Source organism: Enterovibrio baiacu, from assembly GCF_004120195.1.
GTDB lineage: Bacteria > Pseudomonadota > Gammaproteobacteria > Enterobacterales > Vibrionaceae > Enterovibrio > Enterovibrio baiacui.
Map to the genome: position 1 here is coordinate 51,876 of NZ_SCHN01000015.1, position 17,484 is coordinate 69,359.

Annotated in this window: 15 protein-coding genes; 8 read left to right on the plus strand and 7 right to left on the minus strand. The window is 48.3% G+C overall.

The features are described 5' to 3' along the window. Window positions 1-96: 96 nt before the first annotated feature. The gene (locus EQP46_RS24555; RefSeq protein WP_276320905.1) at window positions 97-231 is read right to left on the minus strand and encodes a hypothetical protein; all 135 of its coding nucleotides are present in this window, start codon (window positions 229-231) and stop codon (window positions 97-99) included. Window positions 232-358: 127 nt separating this feature from the next. Between EQP46_RS24555 and EQP46_RS16820 the strand changes: the two genes are divergently transcribed. The 3 genes from EQP46_RS16820 (at window position 359) to EQP46_RS16830 (ending at window position 4,394) form a co-directional block, all read left to right on the plus strand. Then, a complete protein-coding gene (locus tag EQP46_RS16820; RefSeq protein WP_129494742.1) occupies window positions 359-1,087 on the plus strand; it encodes a MipA/OmpV family protein in 729 nt (242 codons plus the stop codon). 452 nt (window positions 1,088-1,539) lie between these two features. After that, window positions 1,540-2,526, plus strand: coding sequence for a hypothetical protein (locus EQP46_RS16825; protein WP_129494743.1), 987 nt, complete (start codon window positions 1,540-1,542; stop codon window positions 2,524-2,526). 98 nt (window positions 2,527-2,624) lie between these two features. Continuing rightward, window positions 2,625-4,394 (plus strand): HEAT repeat domain-containing protein, encoded by a 1,770-nt coding sequence (locus EQP46_RS16830; protein ID WP_129494744.1) that lies wholly within the window; start codon window positions 2,625-2,627, stop codon window positions 4,392-4,394. Window positions 4,395-4,485: 91 nt separating this feature from the next. On the opposite strand, the gene EQP46_RS16835 is transcribed toward EQP46_RS16830, so the two are convergent. Together EQP46_RS16835 and EQP46_RS16840 are read right to left on the minus strand one after the other, a co-directional pair. Further along, window positions 4,486-5,406: a M14 family metallopeptidase gene (locus EQP46_RS16835; RefSeq protein WP_129494745.1), complete on the minus strand. Its 921-nt coding sequence runs from the start codon at window positions 5,404-5,406 to the stop codon at window positions 4,486-4,488. 99 nt (window positions 5,407-5,505) lie between these two features. Continuing rightward, the gene (locus EQP46_RS16840; RefSeq protein ID WP_129494746.1) at window positions 5,506-6,390 is read right to left on the minus strand and encodes a LysR family transcriptional regulator; all 885 of its coding nucleotides are present in this window, start codon (window positions 6,388-6,390) and stop codon (window positions 5,506-5,508) included. 188 nt (window positions 6,391-6,578) lie between these two features. Between EQP46_RS16840 and EQP46_RS16845 the strand changes: the two genes are divergently transcribed. Both EQP46_RS16845 and EQP46_RS16850 read left to right on the plus strand, forming a co-directional pair. Next, window positions 6,579-7,289 carry a cation efflux transmembrane domain-containing protein gene (locus EQP46_RS16845; protein WP_129494747.1) on the plus strand — a complete coding sequence of 237 codons (711 nt, stop codon included), beginning with the start codon at window positions 6,579-6,581 and terminating at the stop codon, window positions 7,287-7,289. 219 nt (window positions 7,290-7,508) lie between these two features. After that, window positions 7,509-7,970 carry a methyltransferase family protein gene (locus EQP46_RS16850; protein ID WP_129494748.1) on the plus strand — a complete coding sequence of 154 codons (462 nt, stop codon included), beginning with the start codon at window positions 7,509-7,511 and terminating at the stop codon, window positions 7,968-7,970. A 603-nt stretch (window positions 7,971-8,573) separates the two neighbouring features. On the opposite strand, the gene EQP46_RS16855 is transcribed toward EQP46_RS16850, so the two are convergent. Then, the gene (locus EQP46_RS16855) at window positions 8,574-11,666 is read right to left on the minus strand and encodes an efflux RND transporter permease subunit (protein ID WP_129494749.1); all 3,093 of its coding nucleotides are present in this window, start codon (window positions 11,664-11,666) and stop codon (window positions 8,574-8,576) included. Window positions 11,667-11,672: 6 nt separating this feature from the next. Further along, the gene (locus EQP46_RS16860; RefSeq protein WP_129494750.1) at window positions 11,673-12,764 is read right to left on the minus strand and encodes an efflux RND transporter periplasmic adaptor subunit; all 1,092 of its coding nucleotides are present in this window, start codon (window positions 12,762-12,764) and stop codon (window positions 11,673-11,675) included. A gap of 136 nt (window positions 12,765-12,900) precedes the next feature. Here EQP46_RS16860 and EQP46_RS16865 point away from each other — a divergent pair, with 136 nt between their 5' ends. Then, on the plus strand, window positions 12,901-13,536 hold the full coding sequence (locus EQP46_RS16865) for a TetR/AcrR family transcriptional regulator (protein WP_129494751.1): 636 nt from the start codon (window positions 12,901-12,903) through the stop codon (window positions 13,534-13,536). A 76-nt stretch (window positions 13,537-13,612) separates the two neighbouring features. Here the strand turns inward: EQP46_RS16865 and dgt are convergent, their stop codons facing one another. Further along, entirely contained in the window at window positions 13,613-15,145 is a 1,533-nt protein-coding gene (gene dgt, locus EQP46_RS16870) for a dGTPase (RefSeq protein WP_129494752.1), read from the minus strand. Between the two features lie 665 nt (window positions 15,146-15,810). Between dgt and gloA2 the strand changes: the two genes are divergently transcribed. Both gloA2 and EQP46_RS16880 read left to right on the plus strand, forming a co-directional pair. Beyond that, on the plus strand, window positions 15,811-16,209 hold the full coding sequence (gene gloA2, locus EQP46_RS16875; protein ID WP_129494753.1) for an SMU1112c/YaeR family gloxylase I-like metalloprotein: 399 nt from the start codon (window positions 15,811-15,813) through the stop codon (window positions 16,207-16,209). A 148-nt stretch (window positions 16,210-16,357) separates the two neighbouring features. Next, on the plus strand, window positions 16,358-16,684 hold the full coding sequence (locus EQP46_RS16880) for a hypothetical protein (RefSeq protein WP_129494754.1): 327 nt from the start codon (window positions 16,358-16,360) through the stop codon (window positions 16,682-16,684). Between the two features lie 145 nt (window positions 16,685-16,829). Here EQP46_RS16880 and EQP46_RS16885 read toward each other — a convergent pair whose 3' ends face one another. Next, window positions 16,830-17,354, minus strand: coding sequence for a hypothetical protein (locus tag EQP46_RS16885; RefSeq protein ID WP_240671757.1), 525 nt, complete (start codon window positions 17,352-17,354; stop codon window positions 16,830-16,832). Between the last annotated feature and the right edge of the window lie 130 nt (window positions 17,355-17,484).

Genomic DNA, 17,484 nt, shown 5'->3' on the forward strand with positions numbered 1-17,484 from the left:
CTCAATGACGATTGAATCCTTTTTTCCCTGCCCATCAATTTGAGACACAAATCGTGCAGATGATGTGATGTTATTCCGTGTTATGTGTCGCAAGCGCTAGGCGAGGTTTAGCGCTTGTTTTTTGTTCTTAGAGGGCGGCAATGATGCCCAATGGCCTTCGTTAATACCATTACCCACCACATTCTTTCCTCCCACCTGACTTCTTTCACCCACCATACTCTTTTCACCCAAGAAGCGCCTTTGCGCAATTTCTCACAAAGCTCTCTCTGAATTCGCACATCTTTCAATCGGCGGAAGATTTTGGCTTGTTAGCGGTTCTGTTTCTATCTAACGCAAATAAAACGAAAGGAAGCAGATCATGATGAGAGTAGGTTGGGGCCCCTTGTCTGGGTTGACGCTGTTGGCGCTTTCAATGAACGTATCAGCACAAGAAAAGTATCAGGATTTTGGGTTTATTGGCGGTGGCGTCACCGTGGGCGAGTCAGTGTTTTCCAGCGACGGCACCAAGGCCGGTGTGGAGCCAAACCTGTTCTACAACGGCGAATACGGCTTTATTGACGGTAGTTTAGTGAATTATTCGTTGCTGCCGTGGCTTGGTATTTCCGGTCAGTGGCGATTTGCAGAAGTGTCGGATGATTTCGATGATATCCCGAACGGCATAAATGACCGTGATGGCAATGGAGAGCTAGGCATTACGCTAGGTACTGTTGGCGCGCGTTTGACCTATTTGCACGATGTGACTGGCGAACATGATGGCTATGAAGTGCAGCTTCACTTAGGGCGAGTATTTGAGACGCCGTTTGAACAGTTCACTCTGTCGCCTTACGTGGAAGTCGCTTACCGCGATGAAAAGTTGTCGAATCACCTCTATGGTATTTCAGTGGGAGAAAGCAGCGCGTCTGGCCTTGCCGCCTTTAATGCTGACAGCACTTGGGTGTACAAATCGGGTCTGATTGGCATCTATGATTTTTCTGATGATGTCATTGGCTTGAGTAAGCTCGAATTTGAGCACCATGACAGTGAGAGCGCTTTGGTTCAGCGCGATCTGGGATGGCAATTCAGCATTGGTGCTGCGTATACGTTTTAGGTGGTTCGAAGGTGTGCACGTTTGGCCGACGTTGAAGGTGATGCTCACTCTCAGTGAGAGTGAGCACATTGTTTGGGTATACACCGTAAGACGCCCAATAATTCCTTATTGCAACAGTTACATCTATTTTTGAATGGGTATCTCAATATATTGAAGGGGGAATATCTATTTAGCCTTGTTTAATTGTGCAGGGTGATTTATGTCATGGCTGTGTAAAATATTTATAGTGGAAATCGATCTTTATTCAATTACTCCGTTTTTTATTTTTATTAATATATTCTAATTTATTAATTGCTTTTCGTTGGCTTAACATCTCATAGTTGTCATCAATTTAAATTAATTCTTATTGTTATTTGTGTTGGTTTTATTTTTTTATCTAGTATTTCCTTGCCTGTCATTGGCGACGTTTACGTAGTTAAGTGTTAACTTTAATATGTAATTAGGAAATTCTAATGAATCAGAAGAAACTATCAATAATATTTGCAACACTTGCAATATCATTATCCTCTTTTACAGCAAACGCTGTAGGTTTATCTCCCGGAACCGTACTGAACAAAACGCACAAAGCGAAAACGCACAATATTGTTAAAAACTTCATCGAGACACGCAAAGGCTATGGTTATGTCACCTTTAGTGGTGGCAAAGTCATTGGGAATACCGAAAATAAATTCTCAGTGACAGTCGGTCCTCATAACACGCAGATTGGTTCAGTATTAGGTGCTGTCGATTTAAACTTCAATCCTGAGGAAATACAATGTGTTAGAGGGCTCCATCTTTCATTGAGTGTTGGCTCTGATGTCCCGTTTTCGTTGAGTCCTACTTGCGGTGCGCTGTTGCGTGCTGATGTGAAACGCACACTTAGCCATACGGTTGCTGAAGCTGAAGTGCCAATCCCCGAAGTGCCTATCGATCCTGCTGGCATTTTCCGTCTTGGTGTCAAAATTGGCGCAGCGCTAAAGGTTGGGGCAGATTTTGCAGCGGGTTTGGAGGTGGGGGGTTATGATAAGCCTAACACACCTATTTATGTTGCAGGTAACCGACAGCCTGACTTTATTTATGCAAGTGTTCGTCCCTTTATTTCCGGTGATGCTACCGCGAAAGGTTACGCCAGTATTAACCTTATATTTAAAACCATTGAAAAAGGCGTAAAAGGATCGCTCACTCTCATTAGCGCAGGAACGAAGGTCATCGCTGAGGCAGGAATTACCTATGAGCCTGATAGTGATTGTGGAAATTGCAATGGGAAAAAGAATTATCAGTATTACACCAAGCTTAAATGGAATGCGAATGCACAGGGAGGGAATGGCAGTATCGGATTGTATTGTGATGTTAAAGCATTTGGCTTAGCCAGAATATTTTATGCGCAAACTGATTTGGTCAGTTGGTCCCCGACCTATGAATTTGATCATACCATTTATGAAAAATCCGTTTATTTCTAAATAATCAATACCCGAACAATACAAAGCTCAATGTATGTTGAATGCTTTGTATTGTTTGAGTGCAGGCATTGAATACCCATCTAAAGGGACAGGTAATAATGAGAAAGACGCTTGGACTTTTAATGCTGCCGTTATCTGCAGTATTGCTTTTAGAGTTTTATGTTTTTGGTGATAACGACGCGGCGCTTGAAGCACCCTTAAAGAAAGAAGTGATTGTCGTTTCCCCTAAGTACCAAAGCGATAACAATCAAGAACGCCAGAATTCATTGGACACGACAGACGCATCGGTATTGAAAGGTGACAGTAAAACGCATGCATATCAGGCGGTTATTGTATCAACCTTGTCGAGTGAGAACAAAGAACTGGCGCACTTCACTAACACGCTTAAATTTGTGCTTCACCAAGATAAAAAGCACACGGATCAAGAAGACATGCCTTTAAAAGGGGCTGTTTATAATGCGAAGTTTGAGTCTGAAAATCCGGAAACGGATTTACCCGCGGTCATGGGGTTTACCTACTCATACAACAACGGGGCGTTTCACAATGTCTCCTTGCTTGGGTTACAGCCTGAGCATCCATTAAATATCGTGTCCGTATTGTTACAGCAACTCTCTTATTACCCAGAAGCGCACACGATAGATTTGCCTGATGGAAAGCGCACGTATGCCTACACGGTGAAGGACGATAAGGTGTTTCGTTCACTAATCCGAGAGCAACCAACATCAACGAGTTACAGTACCTTGTCTCAAAGCGATAGTTGGTTGCTCAACATTGATGTATCGGGCTTCCCTGTGCAATTGGATAACCGAGTTTCTAAAAACGTGGTGATGGACAATCAGCCGCTCAAGCTTGAGCAGAGCATTACGGTAACGCCTATTGGGACTAAGAATGATGTTTTGTTGTTGGCGAACTATAGCGTGAATGCAAACACAGGTTATGCCGTCTCATTCAACCGTCAAGAGAGCGACGTTGTTATTCAAACACCTGAAGACTTTATGTCGACGCTGGTGGTGTTTGATCGTAATCCAACCTTGGACACCGCTGAAATATTGGGCGTGTATGCCGCAGAGCAAGGGCTAGGCTTCGTGCGTGAATTGATGTTTGCGGAAGACGTGACCGACAGTATGCGCTCAAACATCATTTTTTCGTTGGAACGATCTGGATTAGCGGAAGGCGAGTTTATTCTTTCTGCATTGATAGAAGATGAAAGTCTCGAAGAAACGGACCGCATTCGCGCCATGATGTCGATGGTGAAAATGGGCGATGTAAACAGCACTCGCGCTTTAACAACCCTGGAATCGATGGTGACGGATGGTAATCCGGTGCTGGCGCAAACAGCAATGTTGAATATCGGTATTCTCGGCAAGCAGAACGAACGTTTAACCCCTCAAGTGACGGCATTCTTGTCTGAGGCCTTATCGTCTAGAAAAGACGCATACATTTCACTTTTGGCCGCCAACAACCTAGGAAGTAATGCCTTAGATGCAAAGGTGACGCCGTATCTTTCGAGTACCTTTTCGGATGAACGTCAATTGGCCGCCAAACTGTTGAGCAAGAACCCTGTTATGCGTCCTCAACTCATGACGCAAATGTTGAATGACTCGCACCCAAGCGTCGTCCGAGCTATTGCAACAGGGCTAGAGGGGGCGTCCGTTGCATTAACTGAAAGCTATCAGGCGAAGTTGCGCCACCGAATTGAAGATGCTGATGTTTTGGCGCCCACTCGTGATCTCTTGTTTGAATTTCTCGTCGGCCATACCGATGAATCAGCCATGAACGCGGCGTTGGCGCGTCGTGTGATAGAAATGGAAGGGGTGAGTGAGTCGACGTTGGAAGTGGCGAATCAATATTTGGCGGGGAAGCCATAGTTTATGAAATGCCAAACCGTTAGGTTTGAAAGAAGCAGGGTTTAATTGAGCATGATTGCCGCCGACAGTGAGGCGGCAATCATGCGACGTTCTACTTCGCGGCGATCAAATACTTCAATGCCCCTCGAATGGCTGCGACTTGCGCGTCGTTACACTCTTCGTCAGTCACTTTCGGGCTGTCTGGGTACACTTCGGTCGTGGTGCCGAACTTGCAGGCCGTGAAGCCGTTACACAGGCCAAGCGACGCCAGGGGATAGTTAATCACACCGTCTTGCTGAACCGGAGAACCGATGATGTTGCCGTCAGCATCTGCTGGCGCAATGTGCGTAACCGTGCGCACTTCATCAATAATGGCCTTTTGGAAATCAGGGTTTGGGTTTTCCGTGTCGCCCACGGTGTAAAAACCATCAGGCACGATGTCTTCTTCGTACTCTTTGCCATCACGTGCAGCAAGGGCTGGGCGGAATTCAGATTCGTCCGTGTCAGTGGTTTCGTGAAGATCGATGTGCGCGAAAATGTTAACGCCCAAGCCCTTCACAAATGCCATCACATTGGCGGCTTCTTCTGATGGGCTGTTCTCCACAAACGAGCGATTTGGATCGACTGCAATCGGGTTCCAACGGTTGATGGTTTCATAGCCCCAAGGGCTGACACACGGCGCAACAATAAAGTTAAAGTGCTCGGCAAAGGCATCGGCTTCATTTTCTAAAAACTTCAATGCGCCATGAACACCGCTGGTTTCGTAACCGTGCACACCGCCGGTGATCAACATGGTTGGTTTGCTTGCGTCAAAGTTGCGGCTTTGGATACCAAATTGCGGGTATCGTTCTGGGTCGATGGACAATGCACCGTATTGCGTCACGTCAAAGCGGTCGCGAAGTGCGTCGATTTTGCTGAGAACATCGTCTTTATAGCTGCGTTTGATGCTTGTTGATGCTAGCCACTGTGCTTTTTCTTCGTCGCCCCAAGGTTGACCCGGTGTGCCAATTGGGAAGCTGTTTGATGTGCTCATGAAATGTCCTTCATATGTTGCTGTTATGTCAGCGAGGTTACCACCCGTATTGATGGTAGCAACCAGAATTCAAGGTGGGCTTGCTCAAGTGGTGAGACTTTACTCAGCTTCTTCTATCAAAAAGGCTTCGAGTCGGTCTGATAGCCACGCTGTTAACGCGCCGCGACGGGCATCGCTGGCGGTGATTTCGCCATAAGGCTGCCATTGCATCGCACTGGAATGGCGAAGCACTTGAACGGTGCCGCTTCGTAGATATTTGCGCAGCAACATAGACGGCACGTTTGACCAGCCTGAACCGTCCAATACCGCATCACGTAAATGCTCATAAAAGGGCAGTGCGATGTAATGGGGTGAAATTGGGTCGAGGGCTTTCAAGCCTTCATCATCGACGTAGGCTAGGGTTACCTCGGTGTGCAATTCCAAATCGGCACGAGACACGCGTTTGAGGGCGGCGAGAGGGTGATCTTTATGCACCACAGACATCATTCGTACTTGGCCGAGCTTCTTGGAAGAAATGCGGCCAAAGGCGCGGGTTTCTGGCAGCAAGCCAAACGCAACATCCACCATGTTCTCATCCACCATTTCATAAAGCTCAGGCGGCGGGGCGACATACAAAGAGACGCTTGAATCGGGAAAGCGTTGGCGAATTTCGCGCATCGTCGCGCGCCAGAATGCTTCCGGCAAGGCGTCATCACGGCCAATGCGCAGAGCAGACTCGATGCCGTTTTCGAATTGTCGGCATTTGGCCTCGATATCGAAGGCCGCTTGCAGTAATCGCTCGCAGTCATCGTGGATCATTCTGCCTGCATCGGTCAGGGTGACACTGTTGCCCGAGCGTGAAAGCAACTCCACCCCCAGATTATCTTCCAGTGCGCCAATGGCGGCACTGACAGTGGTTCGGCTTTTTTCGAGTGCTCTGGCGGCGCCGGCAATGGAGCCTGTTTCGACGGCACTCAAAAACATTTCTATCTGACTGCTTCTCATAAGAATTTCCCAATTTCGCTCACGACAAACGCTAAATGATTCTAGCTCTAAATATTTAAGATGGAAGCACTAGCGACAAAAAAGTTGTCGCTCAGTAACTCTGTGAATGGAAAAGTTAGCGTTATGGTGTATTTCAAGCGCTCGAAGATAGCGCTACAGTCAAAAAACTTGTCACCTTGTGGGGATTTATGTCGAATGAATATGCGAAAGAACGTAACTTACTGAAATTTTCTACCTTTGCTTGTTTTTGCTTTGCAGCACTCGGAATCGGCCTCGGTATTTGGGCTGGATCTATGGTGATCGTCTTCGACGGTGCTTACTCGCTAGTCAGTTTATTACTCTCTTTAATGGCGTTAGCAGCAACCATTTACATCAGCAAACCAGCATCGAAGAACAACACTTCAGGTAAGGCGGTCTCTGCGCAGAAAGCGGCGGTAATCGAATCACTGGTTGTATTAATCAAAGGTCTCGCTGTCGCGATCGTGTGTGTGGTGTCTTTTGCCTCTGCATTGGATGCCATGTTTACGGGTGGGCGAGACGTTAACGCGGGATTTGCACTCGTGTTTGGTGTGGTAAACGTTGCGGGTTGTTTAGCCACGTACCTCGCCATTAAGAAACACTCAAACAAGGGCGCTTCAACCATTTTGAAGGCGGAATCAAGCCAATGGTTGATGGATACCGTTATCAGTGCCGCGGTTCTGGTTGGCTTCTTGGTCGCTTGGGGTTTGATGATGACAGGCAACGGTGAATATGCCGTGTATGCAGACCCAATGATGGTGATTCTCGCATCGGTATACTTTGCTACCGTACCTGTAAAAATGATTAAAGATTCAGTGAAACGCTTGATGGCGTTAGCACAGCAGCGCGAAAGCGCACATCGTCACGGTGTATTGGCTTGACTCACTGATATCCTTGTTTCGCATTAAGAACAAAAACGTGCGAAATAAGAGATGCAAAACAACGAAAAACGGCCGCGAAAGCGGCCGTTTTTTTGTTTGTTGAAAAGGGGGATGCGTGTGAAACGCGAACGGGTCTAAAATGGTTTTCTATGATTGCGTTTCTTCGTCAACAATGATGTTATGTTTCAATAAGCTAACGTGAGACATGTAAGGAAAAATATGGACAGTTTGAAGCTAAAAATCCCCCCTTTGGTGTTGGTCGTGATCACGTTAGTGATGATGAAAGCCATTTCGACCCTGTTACCCACAAGCCCAACGCTGGCGAATTTGCCTTTGCTTTTGCCCATCGTGTTGGTGGGGATTGGTGGTGCTGTGATGGTGGCGGGCGTGTTTGAGTTCCGTCGTAAGAAAACGACGGTGAATCCGATGTTGAAAACGGCATCTTCCGCGCTGGTATCTGGTGGCGTGTACCGCTTTACGCGTAATCCCATGTATCTCGGGATGCTTTGCATCTTAATGGCGGCGGCACTGCTCTGGAACAGCGTGTATGCGCTTCTTGGCTGCGTCTTCTTTGTGCTTTACATGAACGCCTTTCAAATTTTACCCGAAGAAGACTACCTCACGGAGCTTTTCCCAGACAGCTACCCCGCATACAAAGCCCGAGTTCGTCGCTGGTTATAATCCCTATTGATCTAAAGCATCGCCAGTTTCACTGTGAAGGGTGGGTTAACGGACGACATCGATGAGCCTGTATGAAAGGCATTATGTCGATTTATGGCTAGCTATCTAGTCACTGTGCGTGGGTTTCGCCATTTTTCCGCTTAAAATATCGACACTATTCACTTCGCGTGCATGACATTTTTGACTGAGTTTCAAATAAGTAGGATTGAAATCATAGAAAGTGTCTATTTTCGCATGCAATTCTGTATGCATTGTTAATAATTTGTGCCTATAATTATCCCGCTGGAGCGACGAGTAACACCTGTGAGGTAGGGAACGCGTCTTAGTCGGGTAGTAGAGACAAGGTCAACGCCTCCACCCACTGAATAAGAAGGGAAAGATGATGCGGGTACCTTTTTTTATTAAAATTTTATTGCCAATTATGCTGCTGATGGGCTTTATGGCAAGCCCAGTACTTTCTGCATTTTGACGACAAACATTTAACAAATTGAACCGATTGATAAAGAAAAACAGCCACTCTCTAGTGGCTGTTTTTTTATGTCCGCAACCTGCCTTAACGCTTTTCTTCGCGATTTTTCGTATAACACGATCAGTATGGCAGCATCAGGCTTCTTGGCTTTCCATGGCGTTGGGCTTCCCCAGAGGCCAAAACGCAACGGCCAGTTTGAATGCCGCTGGCACAAAGTAGAAAGAAAGCAGGGTGGTTAACAAGGTACCGCCAGCAATCGCAATCGCGAAAGGGGGCCAAAATCCACCGCCAGCCAGAATCAGTGGTAAGAAACCCCCTATGGTCGTGATTGTGGTTGATGTGATGTGTCGACCACAACTGCTCACGGCCTCAACAATGGCTGCACGATCGCCTTGCAACGCTTCTGGGCTTGATTTGAGTTCAGCCAAAATAACGATAGACGCGTTGATTGCCAGCCCCACCAATCCCAGCAAGCCGATGATCACGGTGAACCCGAAGGGGTAACCGAAAACCCAAACAGAGAGCAAACCTAAACCAGCTGCTTGCATGCCAACCATGAAGATGATGCCGCTCAATCTAAAGGAATTGAAAGAGACCACGACGACTGCCACCAGTAGGGTGATGACGATGGTTAAGTTCGCCAAAAGCTGATTCACAGAATCGTTTCGCTCGGCGGATTCTCCCCCAAATTCCATGCGATAACCGGGCGGCAACTGTAGATCCGCCGCTTCTAGTTTATCGGTGAAATGGTTCAAGGCTGTTTGAGGTAACACGCCCGCGGTAATGTAACCTTCAATTACATTCACACGTTCACCGTTGCGGCGTGGAATGGCGCCGCGACTTGGCTCTACGGTTAAATCGACAATGGCTGAAATCGGTAAATCAACTTGCCCTTCGCTCCCTGCAATGGGTAAGCGCAACCGGTTGAGCTGATCCAAACTGGTTCGCGCTTCGTCGTTGACGCGCACTCGCACCGGAATGGATTCCGTTTCTTCAATCAAGCTGCCCTGCACGCTGCCCGACATAGAGGCATTCAATAGCGTGGCGATTTCGCGCAATGTCAGCCCGGTTAACTGGCTGGCCTCCTCGTTCACGTTGACTGAGATCTTCGGTAGACCCGGCTGCAAGGTTTCACGGGTATTAATCACATCCGGGGTTTCAGCCATCAACAGGCGAATGTCTTCGCCAATTGCGCGGAGCATGTCAAGATTCGGGCCGAACACACGCACTTCCAGCGGGGCGTTAAACGGTGGGCCTTGTTCCAGTTTTCTCACCAATATTTGTGCATGGGGAAAAGCTTCTGACAGCGTTTTCTGCAGTTGAGGAATGCGCGTATTGGCGGCGGCAAAGTCCTTGGCTTTCACCATGGCTTGGGCAAAGTTTGGTGCGCCACGTTGGCGAGCTTGTTGGTTGTAATAAAACGAAGGGAAATTCCCACCAACAACCCAGCCGACTTGTTCAATGTCGTCGTTCTGCAAGATGATCGCTTCAATTTCCCGCGTGGTTTCCAGTGACGCATGGATACTGGCTTGTGGGGCGAGAAACACTTGGATCTCGAACATGTCTCTGTCTGATGGCGGGAAGAATTGCTCGGTTAATTGACCTGCCGCCCAGAAGCCGGTGAAGGGCACGGCAAACACAAGGGGAATGGTGAGCAATGGGTAGCGAATCGCACCATAAATCGTGGTACGGAACGCTTTGCTTAACGCGGGTAAGCTGATACCTGCGTGATACCAACGCGTGCTCGATTCGCCAGAAGGCAACCAACGCGCCGCAAAACCCGAGACCAACAACATGGAAACCATGTAAGAGCCAATCAGAGAGAAACTCACGGTGATCGCAATGGCACCGACAAATTCCCCCGCCGGCCCGGGCATCAAGAAGATCGGGGCGAACGCGAGGATGGTTGTTAGCGTCGAGCCGAGCAACGGCAGCCACAAATGACGAATGGCGCGCATCGCAGCATCGAGCCGTTTCACGCCTTGCTGGCGGTAATGCTGAATGGTGTCGACCATCACAATGGCGTTATCCACCATGATGCCGAGGGAAACGATCAAACCCGTCACCGACATTTGGTGAATCGGAAGGCCTGTAAAGCTCATCATGCCAAGCGTAAAGGCCGCTGCAATGGGCAATGACAAGGCCACGAGCAGCGCAGAGCGCATCCCCAAGGTGACAAACAACACGACCAACACCAAGCCGAAACCCATGGCGAGGCTGTCCATCAGATCGGACAGTCGAGATTCTGTATAACGGTTTTGCGCAAAGATTGGCGTTAAGACAATGTTGTCTGGCAGTTCTGCGCGGAATGCGTCGAGCATTCTATCGGCGGATGCTGTCCAGCGATCAACGCGGATATCACTTTGCATACGCGCGGAGATGAGTACCGACGGTTTGCCATCAATCAGCGCAATTTGTTCGGAAGGCGAGGCAGCTGCGCGTGTCACGGTCGCGATGTCTTCCAAGCGCACTAAGAAGCCGCTGTTATCAATCGCCACAGGAACCTGTTTGATGCGATCCACTGAGTCGAGAGCGCCAGCCACTTCGAGCTGAAAACGGTTGTCTTTGCTGTGCAATTCCCCCGCAGAATTTTTTGCATCCGCGCCTGAAATCGCATTGGACAGGGAAAGTGCAGACTTTCCTAATGCGCTGGATGCAGCCACGTCGAGCGTCACCAGAATTTCTTCGTCGGGCACGCCGTGTGTATCAACAAATTCAGTACTGCCAAGGTTTCGCCAGCGTTTTGCTAGTTCTTTGGCATAGCGACCGAGGATCAGGGGATCGACTTGGGAATCCCCTTGCCACTGAAGGGCGGTGATATAGGTAAAGGCGTTGGAGTGGTCATTGTCGAAGTTTGGTTCAAAAGCGCCTTCTGGTAGCAATGGTACTGCGTCCCCGAGTTTGTCTCTGACTTTCGACCAAACGGTTTCTGTGTCGGTGAGTTCGTCATTAAGCTCAATCGTGACGACAGAAATACCGGGTTTTGAGGAGGATTCAATCAGTTTGATTTCATCCAAGGTGCGCAATGAGATTTCGAGTTGTTCACTGACAAGGGCTTCTACGCGTTCAGCACTCGCGCCGGGGTAGGCGGTGGTAATGGTTGCCCATCGGTTGATTAACGCCGGATCTTCCGCGCGAGGAAGGGTAGAAAGCGCGGAGAAACCTGACACCAGCAGTAGCACGGTGAACAACACCAATAGGCGCGTATTTGTAAGCAGTTTTTCCATGTGCTTTTACTCCGCAGCCAGCTTCACACGTTGCCCTGACACGATGCGATGAATGCCGTCAGACACGACTTTTTCGCCGTCTTTCACTGCGCCGGACACATACGCTTTATCGCTGTCAGCATGGAGAACTTGCACAGAGCGGCGTGCGATTTGATAAACGCCGTCTTCGTTGGGAACAGCGGCGTAGACATTCCACGTACCGCGAAGTCCATCTGTTAGGCCTGTTAACGGCACCCAAAATCCTTCGCCGGGGTTTTGGGTTTCAAATTGAAGGTAAGCGAGCTGACCATTTATGACGTCCGCTTCGTCGGAGAGCAGATAGCGCAGCATCACAGTGCGTGAACGCATGTCGATGACCGCGCCAGGGTTGAGCAACGTGACGTCATACAGCGAATCACCAATGCGAACCTGCGGACGTTCGCGTTGGCTGAGTTCGAGGAGCTGTTTCACTGGAACGCCAATGTGCGCTTCTTTTTGCGTGTCTGCTAGCAAGGTAAGGGTAGGCGCGCCTACATTCACCACATCGCCATGAGAGACAAAACGTTCGCTGATCAGGCCGCTATATGGCGCGTAGATGGTCGATTTTTCTTTGCGAAGTTGGGTTGAAGAGAGTGATGCTTGAAGTTGGCGCACGTTCGCCCGTAAGGCGTCGCGTTGACTGATCAGCGAGTCGATTTCTGAGTCGGCGCTGAATCCCTTTTTCTTGAGCTGACGTTGGCGTTGGAGATTCGTTTGAGTGAGTTCGAGTTGCGCGTCGAGTTGCTCTAATTGCGCCGCTAGCTGCTGTGCTTCTGTGTCGAGCAGTTGTGTGTCTAAGCTGATTAATGCTGCGCCTTTTTCTACTCGGTCGCCAACATCTACGAGAAGTTCATTGACCTTGCCACCAAGCTCAAAACCTAAATTGGCGTTCTGTCCAGCTTGAACCGTGCCCACATATTCCCGATCAACCGCGTAGGTGGGTGCCATGTTTACTGTCATGACATTGACCGTTGGTGCGGCATCAGGCAAAGCGTCAACCTTGCTTTCTGCTTGCGAGTTACACGCTGACAAGAACAGGGTTGAAAGTAACATAATGAACAGAGGGTAGCGTCTTTCCATGGCGAAGTTCTCGTTGTCCGATTAACATATGGACTAGACTGTCCAGTCCAATATGTATAAAAAGTAGTGGAATCAAACTAGACTGTCCAGTTTGATTCGTTCTATATTTGTTACAAGATTTACACGGAGATAGCGCATGAGCGTGCAGGGTACTGATCGAAAAGAGCAAAAGCGTCAGCAGATCTTAAAAGCGGCTTCTGAACTTTTCTGCCAACAGGGATATGGCATATCAATGGATGCAATTGCTCAACAAGCGAATGTGTCTAAGCAAACTGTGTATGCGCATTTCAGCAATAAAGATCAACTCTTTGAAACCTGCATCATCGAGAAGTGTAAAAACTCGGGATTGGACTGGGATTTGGAACAAGATGATCGTCCACCGCACGTGGTGTTACGTGAATACGGTTGGCTGTTTCAATCTATGTTACTGGGACGAGAAGCCCGAAGTACGTTTCAAAACACGGTGCGACAATCAGATTCGCATCCTGAGCTTGCCAAGATTTTTCTCGAACAAGGCCCGAAGCGAAACGTGTCTCAACTTGGCCGTTACTTGCAAAAGTTGGTTACGCAAGGGGACATGCCGTTTTGCGACGATGTCGAATCCGCCGCAATGCAAATGTTGCTGATGCTGCACGGTCGCCCTGTGTATTGGGGATTTTTTGGGTTTGATGCGGATGAAGATGAAGTCACACGTCGTGCCTACATTGATCGTAGCATTGACGTGTTCCTGAGAGGCTATGGTTACGCGGAAGCAAAGTTTAACGGCGCGTGATGTCGCGCCGCCTCAATCCTTTTTTAACGCTTTTTGATTTCCAATAATTACTCAGCACCATTCGTTACTGAGCTCACTAATTACTCACCACGAGAGATTTGTATTCATCGAACGCAAATTGGTCAGTCATGCCACTGACATAGTCCTGCAGTAAACGGCAGCGTAAATAGAACTCCCAAAGTGCGCTGTTTTCGATGCTGGTGTTCATTGGAATGCCGCTTTTGTTTTCTTTGTCGCTATCGCGCTCGTTCAATGCCACTTCATAAGCGCCAACGTGTTTGCGTGACAGCTTGTTAAACAAGCGCTTCTCCACAGGGTAGCTTCTGCTGCCTCCGCCATTAACGATATCGCTGAATGCGTCTTGAGAAAGCTCAAGCAACGGACGGTATTCTGTGAGTAACCCGCCAATGATCTTATACCCTTGAAGCTCCAAGGTTTCGACTTCCGGATCGTTAAACACATGTTTGAGGGCGACTTGTTTAAAGGTTTTCGCCAGTGCGTGGAATTGGCTGTTGTCTTCAATCAGTGCGCGGTTGAAATCGCCGTGATACACCTGTTCTAGGTTGTCGATAAATTGCTTAGAAGCATGCGCCACCAAAGGGTGAACCATTTCGACACGCAGCTTAATGAAGAATTTGTGGGTTTTGCTGATCTCATCTTGTGACGCATCTTTAAACACCTCCTGAAGAAGCGCCTCAAACGTTTTGTCTTTTTTGATGGGACGGTTTGCGGGTTCGAGTTCTTTAAAGGTGTCGGATAAATGCTTCGTGAGGGTTTCGAGAGAGAGAATCCGTTTTTCAACCGCGTCTTCAAGATCTGCCAGGCAGTATGAAATGTCATCAGCCGCTTCCATGATGTAGCTGAGCGGATGGCGGCAATACGGTGCCATGTCCAACGCTGCCATCATGGCCTCAACATACGGTTTTTCCGTGACGTAATACCCGACCTTTTTCGTGAGGTAGTTTTTATCTTTCGGCACTTGCTCGGCGGATTCGGTTGCGGGGCGCGTGTATTTCAATACTGACGCGGCTTGGCTGTAGGTGAGGTTAAAACGGTGAAGCGATTGCACGAGGCGAATGGCCTGCGCATTGCCATCAAAATGACAGAGTTCATGGTGAATGGGGGCGAGTTCATCCTCCGAGCATACTTGAGCCAGCGCTTTCATAGGAGCAAGTGTCGTCAGGTTCTGGGTAAACCAACGGTTAATGGCATCTTCGCCGCTATGACCAAATGGCGGGTTACCCATGTCATGCATCAAGCAGGAGATTTCTACTAAGGATTCCACCGCGCGTTCAAGGCCGTCTAAACCGTATGCGGATTTTTGCTGTGCTGTCAGGCGATCAAAGATGGTTTGAACAATGAAGCGGCCGACTTGTTGAACTTCCAACGAGTGAGTGAGGCGACTTCGAACCGCTGAGTTTCGCTCAAGGGGGAAAACCTGCGTTTTTTGCTGCAAGCGACGGATCGGTGCGGAGTTGATGATTCGACCGCGATCGCTTTCTAACGCGCGCTGCAAATCTCGTCCATAGGGAAGAGGGCGCTCAAGGCTGATTTTCTTTTTGAAGTCGATAAGATGGGAACCTTGAGGGCGATGATCTGCCTGTGTCATGCATGCTTCCTTGAATGAAAACGTGTTTTTAACGTATACCCAAACAACGTGAAGATGCCGGATTCAGCGAGCCTCTGCAGCTTGTTTGGGTATATATTCATTACCTTAGCGCTGCGTTGAAAAATTGTACACTGGTTCGACGTAGATATGCGTTATTCGCATGTTGTAGCGGCATGAATAAAAAAGGAAAAAGGGAGAACCGAAGGGAATCATCTAAGGCATTGAACGACAGAAAAAAGAGAGCAAAGCGCAATGCGTTAGGCAATCATTGGATGATGCGCTTTGCTGTGGAGAAGTGTCCACAAGAAGGCGTTGATTAACGTTGAATGGAGGGCGAGCCCTGAAGGCCGTTAGCCGATGACGCCCATGGCGATCGCGATGCTGCCTGCAGCGCCGATACCTGCGCCAATCGTGAATATGGTGAGTCCTAATAGACTTTGTTGCTTTCGTTTTGAGTGAGTCATTATGTCATCCTCATTCTTGGCGGTGATGCCAATTCCTTGTCTCTATCAAATACAAAAGGCAAGTACAGTGCCAACTTGGTAACGCATTGAAAATATGTGCATTCAATGTGCTGACCGCGATCTCTTCCCTAGACAGACCGTATGAAGTTGGCGAAAATTACCAAGAGTTGGTGAAAAATTTATGCGCAATGAGGAGAAAACATGTCTGTCGTATCGGGTGTTCACCATGTGGCGCTGATTGTAAGTGATTATGAGGAATCAAAACGCTTCTATACCGAAGTGATGGGTTTTTCGGTGTTGGCGGAACATTACCGCGAAGAACGTGACTCCTGGAAACTGGACGTCGCCTTAGCGGATGGGAAGCAATTAGAGATATTTTCATTCCCTAACAGCCCTGAGCGACCGTCTTATCCCGAAGCGAGAGGATTAAGGCACCTTGCCTTTGTGACCGAGAATATTGATGCTTCGGTGCACGCGCTTGAAGGGCATGGTGTGAGCGTTGAAGCCATTCGTGTTGACCCTTACACCGGCGCGCGCTTTACCTTTTTTAATGACCCTGATGGGTTACCGCTTGAACTCTATGAGCTTGCTTCTCTGTAAACACCGTAAAGACGCTGGGCTGACGCGCGTCTGAATACGGTGTTTATTTTCAAACGACCGTTTAATTTCTATCTGTCTCACTTTTGTTTCACCATGGCGTTATGCGTCTGACTTAATATGGCGATTCAGTATGAAGATAGGTGTAAAAATGACTGACATTCGCCGTTGGAAACGTTTCCGACTCAATCCAAGAGTGAAAGGCCAACTTTACTGGGCCCACAAATACTTGCCGCGCGTGAGTATTGCGATCACTGACGTCTCTGAAAAAGGGATTGGGTTCATCTCTGAATGGAAACTGGAAGAGGGGGAATGTGAGCTTAAAATTACGTCACTCCCAACGCTACACGTCACGATAAAACACAAAGCAACCATTAAGCGTGGCGGGCGTACTTGGTATCGCTACGGTTTATCACTGCGCAGGAAACTGCATTCTGTTCAAATGTGGCACCTGAAAGACGCGAAGAAGGCTGCCTAACTCGCACAGCTAGAACGCGCCAACACTTCTCCCCCAGCACGTTTTGTTTCCATTCCCCTTGGCTGAAAGCACCCTTGTTACTGCCCTCAGTGACGCGTCGTTTATAACCAGCACTTTGTTGCTTACCTTTCGTTACCCCTGCTGACTAACGATAAAGCTGACCTCCGACTCGGATGGTCTCTGGCACTGTCGTAATATTGGTGTTTCGCATGTAGATATTGCCGCCCACTTTCAGATCGGGCGGGAGCTGTTCCACCTTTGTATTGGTGAGAAACAAATTGCCTTCAACGTTGAGCCGTCTTGGAAGGGCGCGGATGGGGGTGTCCACCAAGCTGAGGTCGCCTTTCACGGTTAACCCAGCGGGAAGCGCGGTAAGTTTGGAGCCTGTGAGGTTGATGTACCCACCAACGTCAATTTTTGGGAGGGTGGTGAGTTTAGAGTGCGCAGCGTTCAAATGACCCGTGATAGCGAGCGTTTTCGGTAAGCGAATGATCTCACTGCCTTCTATGTCTAGAAAACCCTTCACTATATAGTTTTCTGGCAACTCGTTGATGTTCGAGTTACGCAGTCTGAGGTTGCCATAGGAATCCACATAGCCGTGAAGTTTTAGGGTATCGACGAAGGTGGGTTTGGTTTTGCTTATGGCGTCAGTCGACAGAAAAACGCTCAATAAAAGTAGAAAAAATCCCCAGGTACGCAAATCAAAGACCACTTATATAATTAATTATTAGATCTATAATTTAGCAGAAAACGGCGCGTGTTTTTTAGTTAATTACCATGATAAATAATGGACGTTTTAT

Excerpts from the sequence above, each read along its gene's own strand:
- EQP46_RS16820 (WP_129494742.1), top strand. The coding sequence starts at position 359 with ATGATGAGAGTAGGTTGGGGCCCCTTGTCTGGGTTGACGCTGTTGGCG.
- EQP46_RS16825 (WP_129494743.1), top strand. The coding sequence starts at position 1,540 with ATGAATCAGAAGAAACTATCAATAATATTTGCAACACTTGCAATATCA.
- EQP46_RS16830 (WP_129494744.1), top strand. The coding sequence starts at position 2,625 with ATGAGAAAGACGCTTGGACTTTTAATGCTGCCGTTATCTGCAGTATTG.
- EQP46_RS16835 (WP_129494745.1), bottom strand. The coding sequence starts at position 5,406 with ATGAGCACATCAAACAGCTTCCCAATTGGCACACCGGGTCAACCTTGG.
- EQP46_RS16840 (WP_129494746.1), bottom strand. The coding sequence starts at position 6,390 with ATGAGAAGCAGTCAGATAGAAATGTTTTTGAGTGCCGTCGAAACAGGC.
- EQP46_RS16845 (WP_129494747.1), top strand. The coding sequence starts at position 6,579 with ATGTCGAATGAATATGCGAAAGAACGTAACTTACTGAAATTTTCTACC.
- EQP46_RS16850 (WP_129494748.1), top strand. The coding sequence starts at position 7,509 with ATGGACAGTTTGAAGCTAAAAATCCCCCCTTTGGTGTTGGTCGTGATC.
- EQP46_RS16855 (WP_129494749.1), bottom strand. The coding sequence starts at position 11,666 with ATGGAAAAACTGCTTACAAATACGCGCCTATTGGTGTTGTTCACCGTG.
- EQP46_RS16860 (WP_129494750.1), bottom strand. The coding sequence starts at position 12,764 with ATGGAAAGACGCTACCCTCTGTTCATTATGTTACTTTCAACCCTGTTC.
- EQP46_RS16865 (WP_129494751.1), top strand. The coding sequence starts at position 12,901 with ATGAGCGTGCAGGGTACTGATCGAAAAGAGCAAAAGCGTCAGCAGATC.
- dgt (WP_129494752.1), bottom strand. The coding sequence starts at position 15,145 with ATGACACAGGCAGATCATCGCCCTCAAGGTTCCCATCTTATCGACTTC.
- gloA2 (WP_129494753.1), top strand. The coding sequence starts at position 15,811 with ATGTCTGTCGTATCGGGTGTTCACCATGTGGCGCTGATTGTAAGTGAT.
- EQP46_RS16880 (WP_129494754.1), top strand. The coding sequence starts at position 16,358 with ATGACTGACATTCGCCGTTGGAAACGTTTCCGACTCAATCCAAGAGTG.